Source organism: Phytobacter palmae (assembly GCF_039409775.1).
GTDB lineage: Bacteria > Pseudomonadota > Gammaproteobacteria > Enterobacterales > Enterobacteriaceae > Phytobacter > Phytobacter palmae.
On record NZ_JBCIVJ010000017.1, the window covers coordinates 37,930 to 62,592 of the forward strand.

Sequence of the window (24,663 nt, forward strand, 5' to 3'; positions counted from 1 at the left end):
ACTTTTCGTCCAGACTTAATGCACACAACCTTACCGGGACGTGTCCCGGTAAGCTCATACAGGAGGAATGCATGACACATCCAACCGTGATTAAGCTTTCGGACGGCAACCTGATGCCGCAGCTGGGTCTTGGCGTGTGGAAAGCGGGCAATGAGGAAGTGGTTTCCGCCATTCACAAAGCGCTGGAAGTAGGCTATCGCTCTATCGATACCGCTGCCGCGTATAAAAATGAAGACGGCGTTGGCACGGCATTAAAAAGTGCAGGCGTTGCGCGTGATGATCTGTTTATTACCACAAAACTGTGGAATGACGATCAGAAACGCCCACAGGAAGCATTGCAGGAAAGCCTCGACAAACTCCAGCTTGATTATGTTGATCTCTACCTGATGCACTGGCCGGTCCCGGCTATCGATCACTATGTTGAGGCCTGGAAAGGAATGATCAAACTCCAGGAACAGGGCCTGGTGAAGAGTATTGGGGTGTGTAATTTCCAGATTCATCATCTGCAGAAGCTGATTGATGAGACGAACGTGACCCCGGTTGTCAACCAGATTGAGCTGCACCCTCTTTTGCAGCAGCGTCAGTTGCATGCCTGGAACGCCACGCACAAAATCCAGACCGAATCCTGGAGCCCACTGGCACAGGGCGGCGAAGGGGTATTTGATCAGAAAATTATCCGCGAACTGGCGGATAAATACGGCAAAACCCCGGCACAGATTGTGATTCGCTGGCATCTGGACTGCGGTCTGGTCGTGATCCCGAAATCCGTTACCCCGGCACGCATTGCCGAGAACTTTGACGTCTGGGATTTCCGTCTCGATAAAGACGAGCTGGCCGAAATCGCTAAACTCGATCAGGGTAAACGTCTTGGCCCTGACCCGGATCAGTTCGGCGGCTAATTCTTCCTACTCCTCCCAGCCCGGCGCCCCGTCGGGCTTTTTTTTGCCATGAAATCAGAAATATCAAGAAACAATTTAACCACAGTTTTAGTGCGTATTTATTCACATCTGAAGCGCAGCATAATTTATGCTGCAACGACATAATTACTCACGCTGATTATTGTTTCGCGATGTTTTATTTACATCATGTATAGGGATGACTTTATGGCTGAAAAAAATATGTCAGGGGTCCGATGGCTCCCTTTGATTATTATTGTTGTTATCGCCACCGGTCTCTGGCAGGTGGCGCCCCCGGAAGGACTCAGCGCCCAGGCCTGGCACTCCGCCATTGTCTTTGTCGCGACCATTGCCTCGATTGTCGCTAAGGTGCTGCCTATTGGCGCTGTCGGCATCATCGGCATCACCGTGTTCGCCCTCACTTACGCTGCCGGTGATAAAACGGCCAATGGTGCGATCCTCACGGCACTGAGTGAATTAAACAGTTCTCTTATCTGGCTTATCGTCGTCGCCTTTATGATCGCCCGCGGTTTTATCAAAACCGGGCTTGGCCGACGCATCGCACTACAAATGATCCGCCTGCTTGGTAAGCGCACGCTGGGGCTGGCTTACGGGCTGGCGTTTGCCGATCTGATCCTCTCCCCCGCCATGCCAAGCAATACCGCACGATGCGGGGGCGTCATCTACCCGATTGCCGACTCACTGGCTCGCAGCTTTGACTCCCGTCCGGAAGATGAATCGCGTAGCAAAATCGGTACCTTTCTCATTACCTGTATCGGCAACGTTAACGATGTCACCGCCGCGCTGTTTATGACCGGGTATACCGGCAACCTGCTGGCAGTGAAACTGGCGGCAAACGCTGGGGTGACATTGACCTGGGGCGGTTGGTTCATCGCCGCGCTGGCCCCTTGTCTGGTCTCCTTGCTGATGGTGCCGGTACTGGTTTACTGGATAACCCGTCCCGAAATCAAACACACTCCGGATGCGCCCGTCCTGGCACAGCGTGAACTGGCATTGATGGGGAAAATGAGCCGGGGCGAATGGCTGATGCTCGGCACCGTCCTGCTTCTGCTGATACTGTGGATCTTCGGCGATGCGCTGGGCGTAGATCCGACCACGGCATCCTTCGTCGGCCTGTCGGTGCTGTTACTTTCCGGCGTGCTGAGCTGGGAAGATGTAAAAAGCGAGAAAGGAGCCTGGGATACGCTAATCTGGTTTGCGGCGCTGCTGATGATGGCAAACCAGCTGAAAAAACTGGGCTTCACCACCTGGTTTGGCGGCGTGATTGGTGAAAGTATCGGTAACGCGATGGGCGGTACCAGTTGGGTGATAGTGCTGTTGCTGTTGAACGCGGCCTACTTCTACACCCACTACTTTTTCGCCAGCGGTAATGCGCAAATCGCCGCGCTGTATGCTGTCTTCCTCGGCGTAGGTATTCATCTGAGTATTCCCGCCGCGCCGATGGCGCTGATGCTGGCGTTTACCAGTAGCCTCTATTGTTCACTGACGCAGTACACCCACGCACGCGGCCCTATTCTGTTTGGCGCCGGCTACGTGCCAACCGGCATCTGGTGGCGAACAGGGTTTTTAATCAGCCTGTTCAACCAGGCCGTGTTTATGGTCATCGGCCTTGCCTGGTGGAAAATGCTGGGGCTGTACTGATTAGCCCTTTACGCCCGGCTTCACGGCCGGGCTGATTTGCGTAGTCTCACTCTGCCGCGCGGGATGCCAGCATATTTTTATACGGTACACGCTGGCAGATATCCGGCGTTGTGCCCTCTTTTTCTGTTGGCAGCTGCGCCTGAGGTAACGTACATAACACGCCCACTTCCGACGGCCCCGAACCGTAAGGCCCACTCAGCCCATATGAGAGCAAAACATCGTATTGCTGCCCCTGCGCGCTGATAAGCAACCGGGAAAGGTTAATCTTATCGATTGGCCCAATGGGTAAAAAGAACGACCATTCGTGCTCACCGGCAAAAGCGAAGAAACCTTTGCTATCGGTCACGGTGCTGGTGCCGGGACGATGACTTTTCAGCGTAATAGTGGCCGCAGGTATGGGTTTTCCTGAGCTATCCAACAGGCGGCCTTCCAGGGCAGGTTGAGACTGGGTGTAGGCAACGCACCCGCTTTGTAATAGCGCTAAAAGCGCGACACCCGGCCAGAATCGTGTTGCCATCACTCGCTCCTTGAATTCAGATGAACATCTCTTCGTATATCAAGACTTACGCCTGCGCAAAGGCAATGCTACTCTGGGTAGAGTGCCCCACAAGAAGAATCGACTATGCGAAAACTATTAGTATTGCTTTTTATTTGCAGCTTTTCCGCGTTTGCTGAGTCACCTCAGCGTAGCGTGGAATTGCTCTATCAGCACTATAAGGATAATCAAGCCGGCGTTATTTTTGATGCTTCCGGCAAAGATCAGGTGATTTCCAGTCGACTCATGAAAGAAGTCGCCGAAGATCAGCGGCTGACGGCTGAGGGGGATGTGGGCTATCTGAATTACGATCCTATCTGCAATTGCCAGGATTATGACAATCTGGTGCTGGAACAGGTCAATATCGTGCCCCATGATAGCCAGCACGTTGACGCCGTGGTCCGCTTCCGCCCGTTCAGCGATGGGCCGGAGACCGTGACACAGACGCTCTCGCTGGTGGATGAAAATGGCCGCTGGCTCATTGACGACATCGTCAATGAAACCCAGAGCTTATATCAGGGGATTAAAGAGTATAACCGGGAGCGGCAGCAGGAAGCGTTAAGCGATAAAGCGGATGATAAACATGCCGCCAGCACACCTTCTTCCCAGCCTACTCCCTAGCAGAGTGGCAGACACGTTGGCGCGTTCCCGGATGCGGCGCAAGCGCCTTATCCGGGCTATAGCCCCTCTCCCGAAGGGTAAGGGGCAGGTGAATCGTTAGCTCGCCTTACGCTTTACCGCTTTTTTCGCGTTATCGTTTTTCATTACGCTGCTTTTCACCGCACCACTCTTCACCGTTTCACTTTTCACCGCCCCCTTTTTCACAACGCCGCGCGTTGCGGTTTCGTTGCGTGGGGAGCCATTCTGACGCTGATGAGCAATCGGCGTGTGCTTGGTCAGCGCCGGACGGGTATTACGACTCTGACGGCGCGCTTCACGCATTTCATCCAGCGTCGGAGCGGGTACCAGGCAATCACGACGTGAACCAATCAGGTGCTTTTTACCCATCTCCTCCAGTGCCTGGCGGATCATTGGCCAGTTCGCCGGATCGTGATAACGCAGCAGCGCTTTATGCAGACGACGCTGTTTATCACCCTTCGGCACCACCACATCTTCACTCTTATAGCCAATCTTACCGAGCGGGTTTTTCCCCGTGTAATACATGGTCGTCGAGTTGGCGAGCGGAGACGGATAGAAGTTCTGCACCTGGTCGAGGCGGAAACGGTGCCGTTTGAGCCACAGCGCCAGGTTAACCATATCTTCATCACGCGTACCCGGGTGCGCAGAGATAAAGTACGGGATTAAATACTGCTCTTTACCGGCCTGTTTCGAGAAGGTATCAAACAGCTCTTTGAAACGGTCATAGCTGCCCATGCCCGGCTTCATCATCTTCGACAGCGGCCCTTCTTCGGTATGTTCCGGCGCAATTTTCAGATAGCCACCCACGTGGTGAGTTGCCAGCTCTTTGATATAACGCGGATCTTCTACGGCGATGTCGTAACGTACCCCGGAGGCGATCAGGATTTTTTTGATGCCTTTCAGATCGCGCGCACGGCGGTATAAATTGATCGTCGGCTCATGGTTGGTATCCATGTGCTGGCAGATATCCGGATAAACACACGACAAACGCCGGCAGGTTTGTTCCGCACGCGGCGACTTACAGCGCAGCATGTACATGTTGGCCGTCGGGCCACCCAGATCGGAAATAACGCCGGTAAAGCCCGGAACCGTGTCACGAATTGCTTCGATCTCATTAATGATCGAATCTTCCGAACGGCTCTGAATAATGCGTCCTTCATGTTCAGTGATCGAACAGAAGGAGCAGCCACCAAAGCAACCGCGCATAATATTGATGGAGAAACGGATCATTTCGTACGCCGGAATACGGCTGTTACCGTAGGCCGGATGCGGAACACGCTTGTACGGCAGGGCAAACACACTGTCCATCTCTTCGGTAGAAAGCGGGATCGCTGGCGGGTTAATCCAGATGTAGCGATCGCCATGTTTTTGCATCAGTGCGCGAGCACAGCCGGGGTTGGTTTCATGATGCAAAATACGCGAAGCGTGAGCATACAGTACTTTGTCGCTTTTGACCTTCTCAAAGGAGGGCAGCAGCACATAGGTTTTTTCCCACGGTTTCGGACGCGGCGGCTGAACAACAATCGCTTTCGCTTCGGCTTTCTTCGGTTCGACAGGCTTATTATCCGCGCACGGTAAATCTTCACCATAGGGATGCGGAATTGGGTCGATTTTACCCGGCATATCAATAATACGTGAATCCACGCCGCTCCAGCCTGGCAGCGCTTCTTTCACCATGATCGCGGTGTTACGGACATCGCGAATCTCTGAGATGGGCTCGCCCTGTGCCAGGCGATGCGCCACTTCCACCAGCGGACGCTCGCCGTTACCGAACATCAGCATGTCGGCTTTGGAATCCACCAGCACTGAACGACGCACGGTATCGGACCAGTAATCGTAATGGGCGGTACGACGCAGGCTCGCTTCAATGCCACCGAGAATAACCGGCACATCTTTCCAGGCTTCTTTGCAGCGCTGGGTATACGCGAGCGTCGCACGATCCGGGCGTTTACCCGCCACGTTATCCGGGGTGTAAGCATCATCATGACGCAGCTTACGATCCGCCGTATAACGGTTGATCATCGAGTCCATGTTGCCTGCGGTCACGCCGAAAAACAGGTTGGGTTTCCCCAGACGCATAAAGTCGTCTTTGCTGTTCCAGTCCGGCTGGGCAATGATGCCAACACGGAAACCCTGAGCTTCGAGCATCCGACCACAGATCGCCATACCGAAGCTCGGGTGATCGACATACGCATCGCCAGTGACCAGAATGATGTCGCAGCTATCCCAGCCGAGTTGATCCATTTCATCGCGGGACATAGGTAAAAACGGAGCCGGACCAAAGCAGGCCGCCCAGTACTGGGGCCATGAAAAAAGGTCGCGATCCGGCTGGATCAGGGATATTGCGCTCATCTTGCTTCCAAAAAAGTGGCAAAAAAATAAACAAAGGGCGTGGATTATACGCTGGATCAATACATGAAATGAAGGAATATGTGTGGGGCTTTCCCCCTCGCCCCGGCGGCGCTTCGCTTACCAGGGCTACGGTATGGTTTTCTCCTCTTCCCCTGTGGAGAGAGGGGGATTATGCCGCCGGATTCACCAGCAACTGACCAATCGAGCCGCGATCCGCCATCTCCAGCGTCTGACTGCCATACTGGAACGGGAAATGCGGCCATGACGGTTGCCCGTAATAGACCAACAGCTCCACCTGGCCATCAACCCACACGGTATCTTTCCAGCCACGGTCTTCCGGGAACGGCATGGCACCGTTGACGTTACGCACCTGGAACTGTACGCCTTCCATATGGAACGATTGCGGCATGTCGGCACGTACTGTCCAGCGCTCCCACGAGCCCTGCTGGGCGGTGATGTCGATACGTTGCGGATCCCACAGTTGCCCGTTGATCCCCGGATCGCTTCCCAGCGTAATATCGCGGCTACGCACTGGTGTGCCGGTCATGATGTCCGATGGCAACAGCCGCATCGGCAATGTATCGGTAACCAGCGGCAACAGTCCGGTAGGACGCAGCGTCAGCACGAGGGTGGAAATCAAAATACTGGAGGGCTCAAAAAAGCCGCGCAGACGATCCATGATGCCAGCGGCTTCACCGCAGGTAACCGAAACCTCATCACCATTGGTCATATCAACCAGGACTTCGCGCCGCTCACCCGGCGCCAGCGCCAGTTGTTTGATCGACACCGGAACCGGCAAAAACCCCTGATCGCCGGAGATCACGTGCAGAGGACGTCCATCGCTCATCTGCAACTGATAACGACGTGAGTTGGAGGCATTGAGCAGACGTAAACGTACCCAGCCGCGCGACACTTCGACAAACGGACTTTGCGCGCCGTTGACCATCAGGGTATCGCCCACGAAGCCGCCGCTGCCTGGCTCGCTGTATTCCGGCGTACCAAAATTATCCAGCCGTTTATCCTGGATAATGATCGGAAAATCATCCACACCGTAGTGGTTCGGGATGGGCAGAGATTTACTGACGTCATCTTCCACCAGCCACATTCCGGCGAGGCCATTGTAGACCTGCTGCGCGGTTCGGTTCGGCGTGTTGGCGTGATACCAGAGCGTGGCGGCGCTTTGCCGAATCGGCAACACCGGCGCCCAGTCGTTATTCGCGGTCATCATCCGCGCGGCGCCGCCAATCAGTGGCCCGGGCACCTGTAGCCCGCTCACCGTCATGGAGACATTTTCCGCCAGGCGGTTACTGTAAATCATTTTGACGTCATCGCCGCTCCAGACCCGAATCGTCGGTCCAAGATAACGCCCGTTTACTCCCCAAACCTGAGCGCGCGTTCCGGTGGCAAATGACCAGTGCGCGCGCTGGAGTGTCAGGAAAAGGGGCTGCCCGCGACGGGATTCAATTAACGGAGGTATCGGCAGCGGCGGCTGCTGCCCGGCGGCGTTCGCCCTCAGCGGTATCGCGCCTGCACAGAATGCAGCTCCGGATACCTGGATAAATTGACGCCGACTGAGTGACATAATTGCTCCGTGTAAAAACTGAATAAACCGCGCGGAAAATCATTTCCCGGCATCAATATAGCAAAAGGATTAGACCCGTCCCGTGGCCTCGCGCTCAGCCACTTCTTTGTCCAGTTCATCGATTTTCGTTTTCATCAGCTCATGGCAACGCGCGGCCAGTTCACGAATCTGATCTTTACCGTAGCCGGTGGTATCGATTGGCGGCAGCATTTCGACAATCACCAGCCCGTTTTTCAGGCGGTTAAGATTGATTTTATTCGACGTACCAGACACACAAACCGGGATGATCGGCACACCAGCGGCAATGGCCGCGTGGAACGCGCCCGTTTTGAATGGTAGTAAACCACGCCCACGGCTTCGGGTCCCTTCCGGGAACATCCAGACAGAAATATTGCGTTTCTGAATATGCTTTACCACCTGGGCGATGGTGCCGTGCGCCTTTGCCCGGTTATTACGATCAATCAGCAGATTGCCCGTTAACCAGTAAAGCAAACCAAAAAACGGCACCCACAGCAGGCTCTTTTTGCCGACGGTGACGGTAGGGGGTTGCACGATGTTAGACGCGGTGACCATATCGTAGTTGTTCTGGTGATTCGCGATATATATAGCCTTGCCATGCTGCTGGTAACCCTGCGGGAAACGCTTTTCAACCTTTAAGCCGAATACCGGCGCCAGCCGGCCGAACATATGCCCGAAGGTAGCAACATGCTTCGGATTACGCGGGCTGAACAGGCAGTAAAGAGAACCAAAGACACACACCAGAATGGAATAAATAACAACGATAATGAAGCGAACAATAAATAGCATAGCTACCTCGAAAACCCATCCCTATGTCCATAAACACTAGCCTGCAACGCTCAGGCCTGGTGAGATGCGGGGGCGTAAAAACGTATTGTTAATCGCAACTCTGGAATAAACAACGCTTTTACGGGAAAAATTAGTCATTCCCCCACGGATGAGCGGGGGATGAATGCAGAACGGTTACTCTTCGCTGTTTCCGGCGCTGGGGCGGGACGGCGAATCAATCTCAACGCGGTCGATACGCTGTAACCCGCGCATCAATGTCCCACGACGACCACGTTCCCCCTGCACTTTCTGCAGTTCTTCCGGGCGCAGTTTGATTTTACGTTTACCCACATGAATCGTCAGCGTGCTTTGCGGCGGCAGCAGATAGAGATGCGCCAGGCCGTCTTCGCCTTTTGCAGCTTCCGCCGATGGAATGCCGATGATCTTGTTGCCTTTGCCTTTTGACAACTGCGGCAGATCGCCCACCGGGAACATCAGCATGCGCCCTGCCGTGGTGATCGCCAGGAGCATATCCGCGTCGTTTTCAATTTCCAGCGGCGGCATCACACGAGCGTTGTCCGGGAGGCTGATCAGCGTTTTACCCGCACGGTTGCGCGCCACCAGATCGTTGAACGTGCAGACAAAACCATAGCCAGCATCGCTCGCCATCAGCAGTTTCTGGTCTTCGTTAGTCATGACCATGTGTTCAACCACGGCACCCGGCGGCAGGGTCAATTTACCGGTTAACGGCTCCCCTTGCCCGCGCGCGGAAGGCAGAGTAATGGGGTCAATGGCGTAACTGCGCCCGGTCGAGTCGATGAAGACCACCGGCTGATTGCTCTTGCCTTTCGCCGACGCCTTCCAGCTGTCGCCCGCTTTATAACTTAAGCCCTGCGCATCAATGTCATGGCCTTTGGCGCTACGCACCCAACCCATTTGCGACAGCACGATAGTCACCGGCTCAGACGGCTGCATATCGTGTTCGTTCATCGCCTTCGCTTCTTCGCGCTCATGCAGCGGTGAACGGCGGTCGTCGCCAAAGGCATCAGAATCCGCCTGCAACTCTTTCTTGAGCAGATTGTTCATCTTGCGCTCAGAGGCAAGGATAGCCTGCAGTTGATCGCGCTCTTTTGCCAGCTCGTCCTGCTCACCGCGAATTTTCATCTCTTCGAGTTTGGCGAGGTGGCGCAATTTCAGTTCGAGGATGGCTTCGGCCTGGGTCTCGCTGATGCCAAACCGCGACATCAGAACCGGCTTCGGCTCATCTTCGGTGCGAATGATATGAATCACTTCGTCAATATTCAGGAAGGCCACCAGCAGACCTTCAAGGATATGCAGGCGCTTGAGCACTTTCTCCAGACGGTAATTCAGGCGGCGACGTACCGTATCGCGACGGAATGTCAGCCATTCGGTGAGGATTTCCAGCAGGTTTTTCACCGCCGGGCGACCATCCAGACCGATCATGTTCAGGTTAATACGGTAGCTTTTTTCCAGATCGGTGGTGGCAAACAGGTGATTCATCACCTGCTCCATATCCACGCGGTTGGAGCGCGGCACAATGACCAGACGGGTCGGGTTTTCATGGTCGGACTCATCGCGCAGATCATCCACCATTGGCAGCTTTTTGTTGCGCATCTGGGCGGCAATCTGTTCGAGTACGCGCGCACCGGAAACCTGGTGCGGCAGCGCGGTAATTACCACTGCGCCGTCTTCTTTTTTCCACACCGCACGCATCCGCACGGAGCCACGCCCGTTCTCGTAAATTTTACGGATCTCAGTTCGCGACGTGATAATTTCCGCTTCGGTCGGATAATCCGGCCCCTGGACAATATCCAGCAACTGGTCAAGGGTGGTTTTCGGCTGTTCAATCAGGGCGATCGCCGCTTTTGCTACTTCGCGCAGGTTATGCGGTGGAATATCGGTCGCCATCCCGACCGCAATGCCGGTGGTGCCGTTGAGCAGAATGTTCGGCAGGCGCGCAGGGAGCATCTTCGGCTCCTGCAACGTACCGTCAAAGTTCGGTACCCAATCCGCCGTGCCCTGCCCCAGTTCACCCAGCAGCACTTCTGCGTATTTCGACAAACGGGATTCGGTATAACGCATTGCGGCGAAGGATTTCGGATCGTCCGGCGCCCCCCAGTTCCCCTGCCCGTCAACCAGCGGATAACGGTAAGAGAAGGGCTGTGCCATTAAGACCATGGCTTCGTAACAGGCGCTGTCGCCATGTGGGTGATATTTACCCAATACGTCGCCCACGGTACGAGCGGATTTTTTGAATTTGGCGCTGGCACTCAGCCCCAATTCAGACATAGCGTAAACAATGCGACGCTGAACAGGTTTCAGGCCATCACCGATAAACGGCAACGCACGGTCCATGATGACGTACATGGAATAGTTCAGATACGCGTTTTCCGTAAATTCATGTAGCGCAAGGCGCTCTGCCATATCGCTCATTAAGTGTGATTCCTCAACGTGTGCGTCCGCCTTTTCGGCGGCAATATTGCCGCAGATACTACCCTATCTGTGACGTTAAGGCATAGTGATGCGCATACAAAACCGATCGCGCCGGGGGACTTTTGTCTGGTCAGGAATCATTTAGCCATTTATCCACATGGCAGCGGCCGCCGAAGGCTGGCGACCGCGTTATGCTTATGCGAGGGGAAGATAAATATCGGTCTTGAGTTCGTGCTCAGGCACCTGATGCACAAGATTCAGATAATGAAAAAAAACCGGGAAGTCACGCACGGTTTCGCCACTCTCCGGCAGCCAGTGCCGATAGAGGTGATACACGCTCTCACCTACGGAATCGAGAGAGCCATGGTGACGGATGACCGCGCAGCGCCCGCCGGGGATCTCTCCATTTTCTACGCCAAACGTATTCGCCGGCACTGTCTGCTCCACGGCCGCGCAAATATCAAAGCGGAACGCGTCTGCAGGCACTGATGCGGGATCGTCCCACGCAATACCGTAAGTCGGATAACGCTCAACCGGCGAAAGTCCACTGCTTCGACGCCACTCAATAAATGTCGCCGCGCTGGCATTCACCCGTGCCGGGTCGCCCCGGTGTCTGAGTATTGCCACCGGCGTGGTCGGGAATACGACTATCTTGATCTCTTTCATCGTTCGCTCCTGTAAAACGTTTTTCGGTACGCGTCGGTGCCAGTTCACCCAGTCCGGTTCGAGACGGAACTGACGGGGGCTGGCGCCTAACGCCGTTTTGAAGGCGCGACTGAACGACTCCGGATTTTGAAAACCGGCATCCAGGGCAATATCGATAATTTTATCGTGCGGATTAAACGCCAGCCGCCATGAGGCGTGACGCAGCCGCAGCCACTGAATATAGCGATAAAGCGGTAACCCGCTCCAGGCCGTAAACATCCGGTGAAAGTGGAAAGGCGAGCAGTGCGCAATCGCACTCAACGCCTCCAGTGATAAAGGCTCATCCAGATGACGTTCAATATAGTGACAAACCATTCTGAAACGTGCTGAATAATCCGCCTTACGCGTGTCGTTCATCGCATCCTCCTGAGGCTCTACTTTGGCGATTCGGCAGACGTTAATCCTGACCGATCTTGCGTATTACGCGCGGTCGTTTCAGTACGACACCTGAGAACGATTATTGCTCTAAACGCAAAAGTCTTTGCACGCTTTGCCAATTTTGTCACCGACGGATGCGGGATAAAATAACCGGCATTAACGTTTCGCTAAGGACAAAAAAATGAGCAACATCCTGATTATCAACGGCGCTAAAAAATTCGCCCACTCCAAAGGCCAACTCAATGACACCCTTACCTCCGTCGCGGAAAGTTTCCTGCGCGACAACGGGCACGCTGTAAAAAGCGTACGTACCGACGGAGATTATGATGTTAAAGAAGAAGTGCAGAATTTTCTCTGGGCCGATGTGGTTATCTGGCAGATGCCCGGCTGGTGGATGGGCGCCCCCTGGACTGTGAAAAAATACATGGACGATGTGTTTACCGAAGGCCACGGCTCGCTGTACGCCAGTGACGGCCGTACCCGTTCTGATGGCGCGAAAAAGTACGGTTCCGGTGGTCTGATTCAGGGTAAAAAATATATGCTTTCTCTGACCTGGAACGCCCCGCTTGATGCATTTACCGATGAAGAGCAGTTCTTCCATGGCGTCGGCGTTGACGGTGTTTATCTGCCGTTCCATAAAGCGAATCAGTTCCTCGGGATGGAAGCCCTGCCGAGCTTTATCGCGAATGACGTGATCAAAATGCCAGATGTGCCGCGTTATATTGAGGAATATCGCAAGCATCTTGCGGAGATTTTTGCTTAACTGTGAAGCTGGACTTAGAAGGAGTTAACCATGTTGACAGTGATTGCTGAAATTCGTACCCGTCCTGGCCAGCACCATCGCCAGGCGGTCCTTGATCAATTCGCAAAAATTATCCCGACCGTGTTGCAGGAAGAGGGGTGCCATGGCTATGCGCCGTGGGTTGACCATGCCGCAGGCGTCAGTTTCCAGACGAGCGCACCGGACTCCATCATCATGGTGGAAAACTGGGAAAGCGTGGCGCACTTAGAAGCACATCTGCAAACGCCACATATGAAAGCCTGGAGCGAAGCCGTGAAAGGCGATGTTCTGGAAACGCATATCCGCATTCTGGAACAAGGGGTTTAATCCCCTCATGTACCCCGAACTTGTCTCGGGGTTTCCCGGATGTGGCGTAAACGCCATGTCCGGGCTACACAAGAGACAGGCCAGACGCCTTTACAATATCGCAAAAGCCACGTGCCCCGCCTTGCAATTACCCATGTCAAACGAAAGGTTAGAGATTTTCATTTCACAGGGGTAAATCACGATGACGGTATTACACATGCAGCATCGGAGCCAGTTTACCATCCGCAGACGTTGGTCTCTTCGTCTGATTCATAGCCACGCACGATATTAATCAGATCCTTGACCGCATCCGCTGCTACGGTGGCATCCTGCAACTCGGCCAGCGCAGAGAAATCTTTATCCACTGACACGCCGTTATTGTTATTGGTCACCGTCAGAATAAAACCCTGCTCGCTTGCGCTCTTGTCCGCCAATGTTTCAACCAGCTCTGCTACCGCCGTGACGGCGATATCCGGCACATAAAGCGCCATCGGTTTCAGATACACTTTCTCTGCGGTTGTTTTGCTGCCGCGGTTTGTGACGGCCAGAGAATAGCCTTTGTTTTCCGTTGTCATGACATCCACCTCACCCTTCAATCAGTACGTTGGGATCGACCCAAAAATCGACGTTGAATACCGTATCGTCTGATAGCGCTTCAATGCGATGCCACTTTTCTGCCGGAAATACGCCAAACTGACCGGCTTCGATGGTCAGCGTTTCCACCGGCAGCGGGCTGGTTTCGTCGGCATAGCCGTAATAGCGAATCGCCCCCTGCATAACACACAAGCGTGGATTTACCCCCTGTCGCGTCCCGGCATCCAGATGGCGTTGCCATATAGAGGCGGGCGCAGTCTCTTTAGTCCATAACGGTGTTGATCGCACGTGCACATAATGTGTCGGTATAACAATACGTTGCATGTTTCATCCTTAATAAAGTGAATGTCGGTTGAAACGATATATTGCAAATAAAATACACCTTTAAGGAGAGAATAAAAGCGTTGAAGCGGCGTTGTACAACATGAGGGGTAGAGAGGGGGTAGACCGGGAAGAAGAGAGTTAAAGGGGTATTAAAAAGCGCATCCGGGCCATCCGGTTGCGCCGTAACACGCCTTATCCAGGCGCCCCTGATTTCAGTATCACAGGGTTCTGGCGATGGGGTATCGCCAGTTTCAGAACATTACGCAGACTGTTTTTGTAACGCTTCCCACAGGCCCACCAGGTAAGTGACACCCAGTGCGCGATCGTATAATCCATAGCCCGGGCGCCCGGTCTCCCCCCAGATAAAGCGACCATGATCCGGGCGAATATAACCATCGAAACCATTGTCATGCAGCGCTTTCATCACATTGTACATATCCAGAGATCCGTACTGCGATGGATGTGCGCACTCATAAAAATCTTTATCTTTTATAAGCTTAATATTACGCACATGGGCAAAATGAATACGCTTGCGACGGGTAAATTCAGCCAGAATTTCGTAGACATTGTTTTCAGGGTCTTCTGCAATTGACCCCGTGCAAAGAGTGATGCCATTGGCTTCTGAATTCACGGCGTTGCAGAGCCAATCCAGATCCTGACGATTTTTGACCACGCGCGGCAGGCCGAAAATAGAGTACGGCGGATCGTCCGGATGAATAGCCATTTTGACGCCAACATCTTCACAAACCGGAATCACTGCCTTAAGAAAATAAACTAAATTTTCACGCAGTTTTTCGTCATCGACCTCTTTATAACTGGCAAATAATTTCTGTACCTGCGCCAGTCGTTCCGGTTCCCAGCCAGGCAGCGCAAAGCCGTTTGAATGACTGAGCACTTCACTGACCACCTCTTCCAGGCTTTTATCAATATCCTTCTTCTCAAATGCCATGGTCAGGGAGCCGTCTGGCAGAACATAGTTCATGTCAGTCTTCATCCAGTCAAAAACAGGCATGAAGTTGTAGCAAATGACTTTCACGCCATACCGCGCCAGATGTCGAATGGTTTGCTGGTAATTGGCTATGTAACGATCGCGGCTCGGCAGACCAATTTTAATGTCGTCATGAATATTAACGCTTTCGATAACCTCCATTTTCAGCCCGGCAGCACTGGCCTGGCCGACCAGCGCTTCAATCTTATCTTCGGGCCAGATTTCGCCTACCGGGACGTCGTACAACGCGCCGACTACACCTTCGACGCCCGGAACCTGGCGAATATACTCCAGAGAAACCTTGTCCTCTTTTGGCCCAAACCACCGCATTGTCATCTGCATAAAACAACCTCAACCCGAATGAATAAAAATATCTACCATACTAGTAGATGATGAGTGGTACAGTAAAACGACGAGCTTCAATAATCAATAGATTTTGTAAATCAATAAGCGAGGTTAAATAGATTAAGTAGTATGTTAAGCATCCGTTAATAACTAACCCGTAAACGCGATTAAAACACCATTTCAAAATTTGACCATCTTCACATAATTAAAAACTAATCTAGTATGGTAGTAGACTGAATGTTTTTTAGGTATACCGTAAATACAGCTCAGTTAATGCATCTCAAGAATTCCCTCAGGTAAAAATTTCAGGAGCAAGTCGGTCATGACGTTGATTAACGACGATTTTATGATTAACAGTCGCGCAGGAAAAATGCTATATACGCGCTATGCTAAGAAACAACCGATACTGGATTATCATTGTCACCTTGAAGCGAAGGATATTTTCGAAAACACCCCCTTTCGCGATATCACCCATCTCTGGCTTGAAGGCGACCATTACAAATGGCGAGCTATGCGCGCCAATGGCATTAAGGAAAAATATATTACAGGCAATGCTTCTGCTGAGGAAAAATTTGAGGCCTGGGCTAAAACAGTTGAATCCAGCTTTGGCAACCCATTATATCACTGGACGCACCTTGAATTAGCTCACTATTTTGATATTCACACTCCGCTAAGCCATAGCAACTGGCGCGAAGTAATGAATGAATGTAACAACAAATTGAAAACCAGTGATTTTACTCCGCGCAAACTTATTACGCGGTCGAATGTTGAGATTATTTGCACGACAGATAAACCTCTTGATGATCTGAAATATCACCAACTTCTTAAAAATGAGAAAGGATTCACAACGCGCGTTCTGCCGACATTTCGCCCTGATGAATTATTCGAAGCGGATCCCATCCGCTTTAGCCAATTTATTGATCAGCTCAGTGAAATAAGCTCAGTCACTGTTACGCATTTTTCATCGTTCATTGCTGCCATTGCCGGGCGTATCGATTTCTTTCATGAAGTTGGCTGCCGCATTTCCGACCATGGTCCGTTGGAAGTGAGCTATCAGCGCGTCAACGATGATCAGGCAGAGGCGCTTTTTGCAGCCCGTATGGCGCAACAGGCGCTTTCTCCTGAGGGGATGCAGGCATGGAACAGCATTATGCTGGTGAAACTTGCCGCCCTCTATAAGCAAAAAGAGTGGGCGATGCAGATTCATTTCGGTGCTATCCGCAATAACAATATGCCGCAATATCACGCCATTGGCATTAATAGCGGTTTTGATTCAATTGCCGACCAACAAAATCTGGCTGCTAATTTAAATGCCCTGCTCAACGCAATGGTGGAAAATGACGGCTTGCCTAAAACCATTATCTACAACTTAAATGCTGGCTACAACGATATTGTAGCATCCGCATTGGCTAATTTTCAGAGTGGCGAAGAAGGGATTAAATCACCCATGCAATTCGGTTCTGGATGGTGGTTTAACGATACCCAGCGAGGCATGCTCAATCAATTAACGACATTATCCGATCTAGGATTGCTTGCTAATTTCATTGGCATGCTTACTGATTCCCGTAGTTTTGTTTCTTATACCCGCCATGATTATTTCAGACGTATTCTTTGCAATCTTATAGGCGGTTGGGTGGACCGGGGCGAAGTACCAGAGGATATGGATATTTTATCCAGTATGGTCAAAGGGATTTGCGCTGATAACGCCCGTTCTTATTTCAATTTCTGATTTTACTATCGAGATAAAACATGAAAAACTCAGAAAGAAAAATCACCATCCCTGTCAGTATCGGTTATGGCCTTACCGATATCATGGGGGGTGGCGCATTTACCGTCATTGGCGCATGGCTATTATTTTATTACACAACTTTTGTTGGTCTCTCACCATTACAAGCGGCTTCCATCGTGGCAATAGCGCGAATTGTCGATGCAATAATCAGCTTGTTCATGGGATCATTCACCGACCATTTTTATAAAAATACACTTGGTAAGAAATTTGGCCGTCGCCGGTTTTTCCTGTTGATTGGTTCACCGTTGATGCTGGTTTATGCCCTTCTTTGGCTTAATGGCATGAACTATTGGTTCTATCTCAGCGTTTATCTCGCCTTTGAAATTATCGCTGCCATGGTGCTTATTCCGTGGGAAACACTCCCGTCTGAAATGACCAAAGATTTCAACTCCAGGACCAAACTTTCTACAGGGCGTATGTTTCTTTCCGCAACGGGCACCTTTCTCGCCACATTTATTCCGGGTCTGCTGATTGGCTACCTTGGTGAAAAGAGTGCGGAAGCCTACCTGATAAACGGCATTGTATTTGCCGTGGCTTTTATGGTTTGTGTATTTATCTCATGGAAAGTGACCTGGGAGCGCGAATTAACGCCGGAAATGCTTGCCGAACTGGAAAGCAACCGCTCAGCTTCACGGGTCAATATTTTGGGCCTTCCTGAGAAACTCCCGGTTCAAACACATAATTCAGGATCCTGCTGGAGAGAGTAACCCAGTGATTTTGCTCTTCGCTTAAGCCCATCTAGTACGCGACTACGGTAGCGCTCTTCATAATAATCTGCGCCAGGATCGACATATTTCTGTCCATACTTCAGGGCATTGTAGAACAGTATTGCCAGTTTTCTTGCCGTTGCAGTGACTGCTTTTGCTTTCCCGATACGGGATGATAATCGACGATAAAAAGCGCCCAACGCGGTATCGCTCCGGCCAATTGTTGTGGCTGCCAGTCTGAGTGCGGCAGCAATTCGACTGGATGAACGCCGTGTTTTCGAGGACAGCACTTTTCCACCGGAGATCTTATTTCCCGGGGACAAACATAGCCACGAGGTAAAATGGCTCGCATCCGGCCAGCGGTTCATGTCAGTACCGCATTCTGCAATGAATTTTAGTGCCAGATAAGGTCCGAACCCATGTATCTGTGTCAGATCTGCCCCTGTAATTTTCCAGAGTAATGGTCTGACATCAAAGGAAAGCTGATTGGGTTGTTTTGTACGATGTCTGGCGGAGGGCAATACCCCTTCCGGCTCTTCAATTCCGGTACTGAGCTGCAATAATGAGGTTTCGATTTGATCATCACATTCGCGGATCTTTTCCTGGTAAAAATCGAAAAATGCAACCGACTGTTCAAGTGCAAAAAGATGCTCAGGCTGCCAGTTCCCTGTCAGTGCCTGCCGAAGTACTTCTGGCGTCTTTTTACATCTCACATCACGATACTGGATCAACATTGAAGGATCGCGCTCACCACTGATGATAGCTCTGACGATTGAAAGACCGGTAACGCCAGTGATATCCGATACAGCATGATGTAATTGCACATTCATCTGCATCAGCGCCTTCTGCATATGCTGGATATGCGCAGCCCGGTATTCAGTCAGGCGTTCCCGTTGCCTCAGATAAGACCTGAGTACAGAAATGTCGTGTTCAGGTCTGAAACTGGCACGGAGAAGACCAAATGAATGCAGTTTCTGCAACCACTGGGCATCGTTGACATCGGTCTTGCGACCGGGAACATTTTTTGCGTCTCTGGCATTAACAAGGATCACCTTGAAACCCGCAGCTTCAAGGATCTCAAAAGCAGGCAACCAGTAAACGCCGGTGGACTCCATGGCGACGGTCGTAATGTGACAGGTTTTGAGCCAGTCAGACATCCGCTGAAGATCGCCAGTAAAACTTTGAAAAGTCCTGACTGGTTCGGTGTCAGCATCAGGCGGTACGGCGACAACGTGGAACTCAGCGCCAATATCAACGCCCGCAGCATGAGGATGGACAATAGACATTCGGGAGGATTTTTTCATGGAAATCTCCTTGCTCATTTTCGATGAACGAAGGAGGGGACGACGGAGAAATCACCTTCCTGAACGGGATCAAAGTCACCACTGTCGGATCCGCCACAGTCCCTGAACCATGTTTTTTTACGGGGTCATACCACCAAAAGGCCGACGGCTGCTTCCTTCGCTAAATTAGCCTGCCAACTTTTCCGGGGAGTTTCTGAGATTCAGGACGGGGTTTCACCCATAGACAGTTTTTAAGGATTACGTGTCAACGCTGAAAGTCAGAGCTTTCCGTAAACATCTGGCCATCTATCTGCTCTCCTTTACCGCTAAAGATATTTACAACACCGTTTTTGTATTTTTCTGTGTCTATTGCCTGCAAGTTTCTTCTGCATTTGCGGGAAGCCTGCTGTCGATGAGTATTATCGGTCTGCCCGTTACGCTGGTGGCCGGTTTCGGCATCATCAAATTTGGCCCGTCAAAATTGTATGTTTTTGCCTATAGCCTGATGATGCTTTGCCTTGGCGGCATTCTGCTGATTTATCTCTTCCCGACGGAACAAAAAGCCCTGTTACTGATTATCCTTGCCGGTTTGTACCAGGTGGGCCGCTGTGTTCTGGAATTCACGCCGTGGAACGTCTTTCCGTTTATTCCGGACATTGATGAGATGATTACGCGTCAGCGCCGTGAAGGCCTGTTTGCTGCGGTGATGACCTTCTCTCGCAAAACCACCGTCGCTATCGCGACCTTTATTGTCGGTTTTATTCTGCAGGAAGGCGGTTTTGTAAAAGGCAGCCAGGTTCAGCCAGAGCAAGCTGTTCATACCATTGCCACGACGCTGTTTATCGGTACCGCAGGCTTGCTGGTGCTCGCTTTATGGCAGGCATTGACCTTCCATCTGAATAAACAGACTCACAAAGTGTTTGTTGATGAAGTAGAAAGGTTGAAAAAGAACGGCTCACGTGCAGCCGTAACGGCTGAAACGCGCAACATTGTGGAAGATCTGACCGGGGTAAAATATGAAAAACTGTGGCCTGAAAGTGCCCCTGAAACAAAACGCCTTTCACCAAAACAGAAAGCGATAATGGACTAACTGAGGCAAACACTCTTCAGGCCACCCGGCCTGAAGAGTCTCAATTGTTTAAACTTCAATATCCGCCATATCGCCTTTTTCCTGTAACCAGTTACGGCGATCTTCCGAACGTTTCTTGGCCAGCAGCATGTCCATCATCGCATTGGTGCGTTGGTCGTCATCGTCACTGATAACCAGCTGCACCAGGCGGCGGGTATTCGGGTCGAGTGTCGTTTCGCGCAACTGCATCGGGTTCATTTCACCCAGGCCTTTAAAGCGCTGCACGTTCGGCTTGCCTTTCTTACGCTTAAGCTGCTCCAGGACACCCGTTTTCTCTTCTTCGGTCAGGGCATAGTAAACCTCTTTACCCAGATCGATACGATACAACGGCGGCAATGCAACGTAGACGTGACCGTTCTTTACCAGTGTCCGGAAATGTTTCACAAACAGCGCGCACAGTAACGTCGCAATGTGTAGTCCATCCGAGTCAGCATCCGCCAGAATACAAATCTTGCCATAACGCAATTGGCTCAGATCGTCACTGTCGGGATCAATACCGATCGCCACAGAGATATCATGCACTTCCTGGGATGCCAACACCTCATCGGAGGAGACTTCCCAGGTATTCAGGATTTTGCCTTTCAGCGGCATGATCGCCTGATATTCACGATCGCGTGCCTGCTTGGCAGAACCGCCCGCCGAGTCCCCTTCCACCAGGAACAACTCGGTCCGGTTGAGATCCTGTGCGGTACAGTCCGCGAGTTTACCTGGCAGCGCCGGGCCGCTGGTGAGCTTTTTACGCACCACTTTCTTCGCGGCGCGCAGGCGGCGCTGGGCACTGGAAATCGCCATTTCCGCCAGCATTTCTGCGGCCTGCACGTTCTGGTTGAGCCACAGGCTAAAAGCATCTTTCACCACGCCGGACACAAAGGCCGCGCACTGGCGCGATGACAGACGCTCTTTAGTCTGGCCGGCGAACTGCGGATCCTGCATCTTCACCGACAGCACATATGCACAGCGTTCCCAGATATCTTCCGCCGAGAGCTTCACGCCGCGCGGTAGGATATTGCGGTATTCGCAAAATTCGCGCATCGCGTCGAGCAGCCCCTGACGCAAACCGTTTACATGGGTACCGCCCTGCATGGTCGGGATCAGGTTAACGTAGCTCTCCGTCAGCAGCTCACCGCCTTCCGGCAGCCAGAGCAGCGCCCAGTCCACCGCTTCGGTTTCAGCAGCAAAGTTGCCAATAAACGGTTTTTCCGGCAGGGTCGGCAGGCCGTTCACCGCTTCGGCAAGATAGTCGTTCAGACCGTCCTGATAGCACCAGCGCTGTTCGGCGTTGTTCACCTCATCTTTGAAAGTGATTTCCACCCCAGGGCACAGCACGGCTTTCGCTTTCAGCAAATGGGTCAGACGAGAGACGGAAAAACGCGGGCTGTCGAAAAACTTCTCGTCTGGCCAGAAGTGGACGCTGGTGCCGGTCGCGCGTTTCGCACAGGTACCGACAACGCTGAGGTCGCTGACCTTCTCGCCATTTTCGAAAGCGATATTATAAATCTGGCCGTCACGCTTCACATTCACTTCCACGCGGCGAGACAAGGCGTTGACCACGGAAATCCCTACGCCGTGCAAGCCACCGGAGAACTGATAGTTCTTGTTGGAAAACTTGCCGCCCGCGTGCAGACGACAAAGAATCAGCTCGACCGCTGGCACGCCCTCTTCCGGGTGGATATCCACCGGCATACCGCGACCATCGTCAATGACTTCGAGAGATTGATCGGCGTGAAGAATGACATCCACGCGCTTCGCGTGACCTGCCAGCGCTTCGTCCACGCTGTTATCAATAACTTCCTGACCAAGATGGTTGGGACGGGTGGTATCGGTATACATCCCCGGACGGCGGCGAACCGGCTCAAGCCCGGTGAGTACCTCTATGGCATCAGCGTTATAGGATTGCGTCATGGTGTGTTCGTAGATAATGACCGCTTCGTTTCCCCGTTGGCTCAATGGAGCCCAAGGAAATCGACAATCTGTGTGAAATGATTCTCAAAGCCCACAAATGCATGGTTACCGCCCTCTTCAACCGTCTGACGACATGCGTCGTAATACGCCACGGCCTGGCGGTAATCCAGCACTTCGTCCCCTGTCTGTTGCAGCAACCAGATTAAATCCGGCGCGTCCAGCGGGTCGACTTGCATCACTTTGAGCTCGTAAATATGGCGAGACTCTAGCACATATTGCTCCCCGGTGTAGGGGTTCTCGTTGTTACCGAGGAACTCCGCCAGCAATTCAAACGGGCGAACGGCAGGATTCACCACCACCGCTGGCAGCGTAAAACACTGAGATAACCAGGTTGCGTAGTAGCCCCCCAGCGACGAACCGACAATACCCAGCGGTTGCCCGCCATGCTGCATCACTAACGATTCCAGCAATTCTGCTGCCTGCGCAGGGTAAGCGGGCAACTGGGGAACGACAACGTCGATATCAGGGTGATATTCAGCCAGCCAATGACGCAACTGCGTTGCTTTCGCAGAACGCGGCGAGCTGTTAAAACCATGCAAATAAAGAAGCGTGGCCATCAGTATCCTTCTGACGCGGTATCCGGATTGAACCGCGTGCTTTGCAAACGACAGACCTCAGTTTGCAGGCTTCCGTCCGGGTACAGATCCAGCCAGCGCCAGCCAGGCGCGATTGTGTCGAGAGTGAAGTTGGCACAATGCGGTTTAAACTGCACACAGGTTGATGGCGTCGCTAACAGGCGACGGCCATTCCAGTCGAGGTCCAGCTCCTGGTGAATATGTCCACATAACAGGTAGCGGACATGAGGGAAACGCGCCAGCACGTTATCCAGCTCTGCGGCATTGCGCAGGCTGTGTTGATCCAACCAGCTACATCCTGAAGGCAGCGGGTGATGATGTAACAATAGCAGCGTATGACGTTCAGGGCTGGCACTCAGTTTTTTTTCCAGCCAGTCGAGCTGAAATTCACTCAGTTCACCGTGTGGAACGCCAAACACCTGGCTATCAAGCAGGAGAATTTGCCAGTTATCGCCAGTGATTACCCGTTTGGAGGAGGAAATTCCTGCTTCCTGCAGTGCGGTATACATCGCCGGTTGAAAATCATGATTGCCTGGTAGCCAGACACAAGGCGCGCCAAATCTTGCGATGCCCTCAGCAAAATGCTGATAAGCCGCAGCGGTCTGATCCTGCGCCAGGTCGCCCGTGGCGACAATCAAATCACACTCACGCTGCTGGGCCTGAATGGCATCCAGTACGGCCTGATAGCTTTCCCAGGTATTCACACCTAACAGCGTTTCATGTTTTTCGGCAAACAGGTGAGTGTCAGTAATTTGTAATATCCTGACTCTGGCCCCACCAGCCAGAGGAAGGTTTAACAGGCTTTCCAAATGGTGTCCTTAGGTTTCACTACGCTAACAAACCGGAATCGCCATTGCTCCATGTGCTAAACAGTAACGTAGCCAGTCGGCCAGAAACTGATTAATTTGATGCTTTTCGTCGCGTTGATGCAACTTTTTATTCGGGTAATCATAACGCGCTTTAAAACGAAAGATCTGCTGACTCGAACACACTTCGGCTACCATCGCGTCGTGATACAGACGCACTGTCATTGACGGCAGGCTCCAGTAACTCACCGCGGGCAGGGTCTGTTCGATTTCCACAAGCGTAGTGTAGCGGGTGGATTCGACAATCGTTAACCGGTATTGCGCATTCGCCACCTGATAGCTCACTGTTTCGCCTGTCTCGTCGTTACGCGGCAGCAGGCGGCGGAGCTGTGCGAAATTGGTCTCGCACAGGCGCATCATTTCAGGGAAGTCAGGTGTATAACGCTTCATTTTTTCCACTCGTTTCGTAAGCTCTCATAATGCAGTTGCAGCCATTGCAGGGCGATGACAGACGCTGCGTTGTCGATTTTCCCCTCTTCTACTAACTGATAAGCCCGTTCCCGGCTCACCACATGAACACGAATATCTTCGTTTTCATCCACCAGGCCGTGAATACCTTCGGCCTGCGTGGCATCCACTTCGCCAACCAACAAGGATAAGCGCTCGCTGGTGCCCCCTGGGCTTGCCAGATAGCTCAACATCTTCTTCACGCGCCCCACGTTCAGCCCGGCTTCTTCTACCGCCTCGCGTCGAACGACATCTTCAACAGACTCGCCCTCTTCGATCATGCCTGCGACCATCTCGAGCAACCACGGGCTTTCGCTGGTATCAAACGCGGCAATACGAATCTGTTCGACCAACACCACTTCATCCCTTACTGGGTCAAAGGGTAGCAAGACTGCGGCATGGCCGCGTTCAAAAATTTCACGACGTACCTCACCGCTCATCTCACCGTTGAACAAACGGTGACGAAAACGGTAGAGATCGAGCGAAAAAAAACCGCGATAGAGCGTTTCCCGTGCAATAATTTCTACATCGTTTTTTGTGAAAGTCACAGCAGAGGTTTCTGGCTTACTCATGCGGAT

At 52.3% G+C, this 24,663-nt stretch carries 21 protein-coding genes and 2 pseudogenes; 8 read left to right on the forward strand and 15 right to left on the reverse strand.

Annotation, left to right across the window (positions count from 1 at the left end; genetic code table 11):
* Positions 1-71: 71 nt before the first annotated feature.
* Both dkgA and AAIG39_RS19125 read left to right on the forward strand, forming a co-directional pair.
* Positions 72-899 (forward strand): 2,5-didehydrogluconate reductase DkgA, encoded by an 828-nt coding sequence (gene dkgA / locus AAIG39_RS19120; RefSeq protein WP_103278098.1) that lies wholly within the window; start codon positions 72-74, stop codon positions 897-899.
* 204 nt (positions 900-1,103) lie between these two features.
* Positions 1,104-2,558 carry a DASS family sodium-coupled anion symporter gene (locus tag AAIG39_RS19125; protein ID WP_343194506.1) on the forward strand — a complete coding sequence of 485 codons (1,455 nt, stop codon included), beginning with the start codon at positions 1,104-1,106 and terminating at the stop codon, positions 2,556-2,558.
* 46 nt (positions 2,559-2,604) lie between these two features.
* Here the strand turns inward: AAIG39_RS19125 and AAIG39_RS19130 are convergent, their stop codons facing one another.
* A complete protein-coding gene (locus AAIG39_RS19130) occupies positions 2,605-3,075 on the reverse strand; it encodes a carboxypeptidase-like regulatory domain-containing protein (protein ID WP_103278100.1) in 471 nt (156 codons plus the stop codon).
* A 105-nt stretch (positions 3,076-3,180) separates the two neighbouring features.
* Between AAIG39_RS19130 and AAIG39_RS19135 the strand changes: the two genes are divergently transcribed.
* Entirely contained in the window at positions 3,181-3,714 is a 534-nt protein-coding gene (locus tag AAIG39_RS19135; protein ID WP_343194507.1) for a DUF3828 domain-containing protein, read from the forward strand.
* 96 nt (positions 3,715-3,810) lie between these two features.
* Here AAIG39_RS19135 and AAIG39_RS19140 read toward each other — a convergent pair whose 3' ends face one another.
* The 5 genes from AAIG39_RS19140 to AAIG39_RS19160 form a co-directional block, all read right to left on the reverse strand.
* Positions 3,811-6,084, reverse strand: a complete 2,274-nt coding sequence (locus AAIG39_RS19140; RefSeq protein ID WP_343194508.1) for a YgiQ family radical SAM protein — start codon at positions 6,082-6,084, stop codon at positions 3,811-3,813.
* A 169-nt stretch (positions 6,085-6,253) separates the two neighbouring features.
* Positions 6,254-7,666 carry a cell division protein FtsP gene (ftsP, locus tag AAIG39_RS19145; RefSeq protein WP_085005776.1) on the reverse strand — a complete coding sequence of 471 codons (1,413 nt, stop codon included), beginning with the start codon at positions 7,664-7,666 and terminating at the stop codon, positions 6,254-6,256.
* 69 nt (positions 7,667-7,735) lie between these two features.
* Complete coding sequence (locus AAIG39_RS19150) at positions 7,736-8,473, reverse strand: 1-acylglycerol-3-phosphate O-acyltransferase (protein ID WP_103278102.1); 738 nt, start codon at positions 8,471-8,473, stop codon at positions 7,736-7,738.
* Between the two features lie 174 nt (positions 8,474-8,647).
* Complete coding sequence (gene parC, locus AAIG39_RS19155; RefSeq protein WP_047373100.1) at positions 8,648-10,906, reverse strand: DNA topoisomerase IV subunit A; 2,259 nt, start codon at positions 10,904-10,906, stop codon at positions 8,648-8,650.
* 195 nt (positions 10,907-11,101) lie between these two features.
* Positions 11,102-11,968, reverse strand: coding sequence for an AraC family transcriptional regulator (locus tag AAIG39_RS19160; protein ID WP_343194509.1), 867 nt, complete (start codon positions 11,966-11,968; stop codon positions 11,102-11,104).
* A 202-nt stretch (positions 11,969-12,170) separates the two neighbouring features.
* Between AAIG39_RS19160 and AAIG39_RS19165 the strand changes: the two genes are divergently transcribed.
* Positions 12,171-12,752, forward strand: coding sequence for an NAD(P)H-dependent oxidoreductase (locus AAIG39_RS19165; RefSeq protein ID WP_047373098.1), 582 nt, complete (start codon positions 12,171-12,173; stop codon positions 12,750-12,752).
* Positions 12,753-12,782: 30 nt separating this feature from the next.
* Positions 12,783-13,097: a putative quinol monooxygenase gene (locus AAIG39_RS19170; protein WP_039078088.1), complete on the forward strand. Its 315-nt coding sequence runs from the start codon at positions 12,783-12,785 to the stop codon at positions 13,095-13,097.
* A 215-nt stretch (positions 13,098-13,312) separates the two neighbouring features.
* Here AAIG39_RS19170 and AAIG39_RS19175 read toward each other — a convergent pair whose 3' ends face one another.
* The 3 genes from AAIG39_RS19175 to uxuA all read right to left on the reverse strand — a co-directional run bounded on the left by AAIG39_RS19175 (position 13,313) and on the right by uxuA (position 15,324).
* Entirely contained in the window at positions 13,313-13,651 is a 339-nt protein-coding gene (locus AAIG39_RS19175; protein ID WP_103278105.1) for a DUF1869 domain-containing protein, read from the reverse strand.
* A 10-nt stretch (positions 13,652-13,661) separates the two neighbouring features.
* The gene (locus AAIG39_RS19180) at positions 13,662-13,994 is read right to left on the reverse strand and encodes a TehB family protein (RefSeq protein WP_103278106.1); all 333 of its coding nucleotides are present in this window, start codon (positions 13,992-13,994) and stop codon (positions 13,662-13,664) included.
* Between the two features lie 259 nt (positions 13,995-14,253).
* Positions 14,254-15,324, reverse strand: coding sequence for a mannonate dehydratase (uxuA, locus tag AAIG39_RS19185; RefSeq protein ID WP_343194510.1), 1,071 nt, complete (start codon positions 15,322-15,324; stop codon positions 14,254-14,256).
* Positions 15,325-15,649: 325 nt separating this feature from the next.
* Between uxuA and uxaC the strand changes: the two genes are divergently transcribed.
* Together uxaC and AAIG39_RS19195 are read left to right on the forward strand one after the other, a co-directional pair.
* Positions 15,650-17,056 carry a glucuronate isomerase gene (gene uxaC / locus AAIG39_RS19190; RefSeq protein ID WP_343194511.1) on the forward strand — a complete coding sequence of 469 codons (1,407 nt, stop codon included), beginning with the start codon at positions 15,650-15,652 and terminating at the stop codon, positions 17,054-17,056.
* A 20-nt stretch (positions 17,057-17,076) separates the two neighbouring features.
* Positions 17,077-17,739: pseudogene (locus tag AAIG39_RS19195) on the forward strand (MFS transporter); the annotation flags it as partial.
* 47 nt (positions 17,740-17,786) lie between these two features.
* On the opposite strand, the gene AAIG39_RS19200 reads toward AAIG39_RS19195, so the two are convergent.
* Complete coding sequence (locus AAIG39_RS19200; protein ID WP_343194512.1) at positions 17,787-19,127, reverse strand: IS110 family RNA-guided transposase; 1,341 nt, start codon at positions 19,125-19,127, stop codon at positions 17,787-17,789.
* A 226-nt stretch (positions 19,128-19,353) separates the two neighbouring features.
* On the opposite strand from AAIG39_RS19200, the pseudogene AAIG39_RS19205 reads away from it, so the two are divergent.
* Positions 19,354-20,196: pseudogene (locus tag AAIG39_RS19205) on the forward strand (MFS transporter); the annotation flags it as partial.
* A gap of 48 nt (positions 20,197-20,244) precedes the next feature.
* Here AAIG39_RS19205 and parE read toward each other — a convergent pair.
* The 5 genes from parE to nudF are packed head-to-tail and all read right to left on the reverse strand — an operon-like array spanning position 20,245 to position 24,657.
* Positions 20,245-22,137: a DNA topoisomerase IV subunit B gene (gene parE / locus AAIG39_RS19210; protein ID WP_103281530.1), complete on the reverse strand. Its 1,893-nt coding sequence runs from the start codon at positions 22,135-22,137 to the stop codon at positions 20,245-20,247.
* A gap of 41 nt (positions 22,138-22,178) precedes the next feature.
* Positions 22,179-22,754 (reverse strand): esterase YqiA, encoded by a 576-nt coding sequence (yqiA, locus tag AAIG39_RS19215; RefSeq protein WP_343194513.1) that lies wholly within the window; start codon positions 22,752-22,754, stop codon positions 22,179-22,181.
* Positions 22,754-23,581: a 3',5'-cyclic-AMP phosphodiesterase gene (gene cpdA / locus AAIG39_RS19220; protein WP_047373090.1), complete on the reverse strand. Its 828-nt coding sequence runs from the start codon at positions 23,579-23,581 to the stop codon at positions 22,754-22,756. The genes yqiA and cpdA overlap by 1 nt, the downstream gene beginning before the upstream one ends.
* 24 nt (positions 23,582-23,605) lie before the next feature.
* Entirely contained in the window at positions 23,606-24,028 is a 423-nt protein-coding gene (locus AAIG39_RS19225) for a DUF1249 family protein (protein ID WP_047373089.1), read from the reverse strand.
* Positions 24,025-24,657: an ADP-ribose diphosphatase gene (nudF, locus tag AAIG39_RS19230; protein ID WP_047373088.1), complete on the reverse strand. Its 633-nt coding sequence runs from the start codon at positions 24,655-24,657 to the stop codon at positions 24,025-24,027. Before nudF ends, AAIG39_RS19225 begins: the two co-directional genes overlap by 4 nt.
* Positions 24,658-24,663 lie beyond the last annotated feature (6 nt).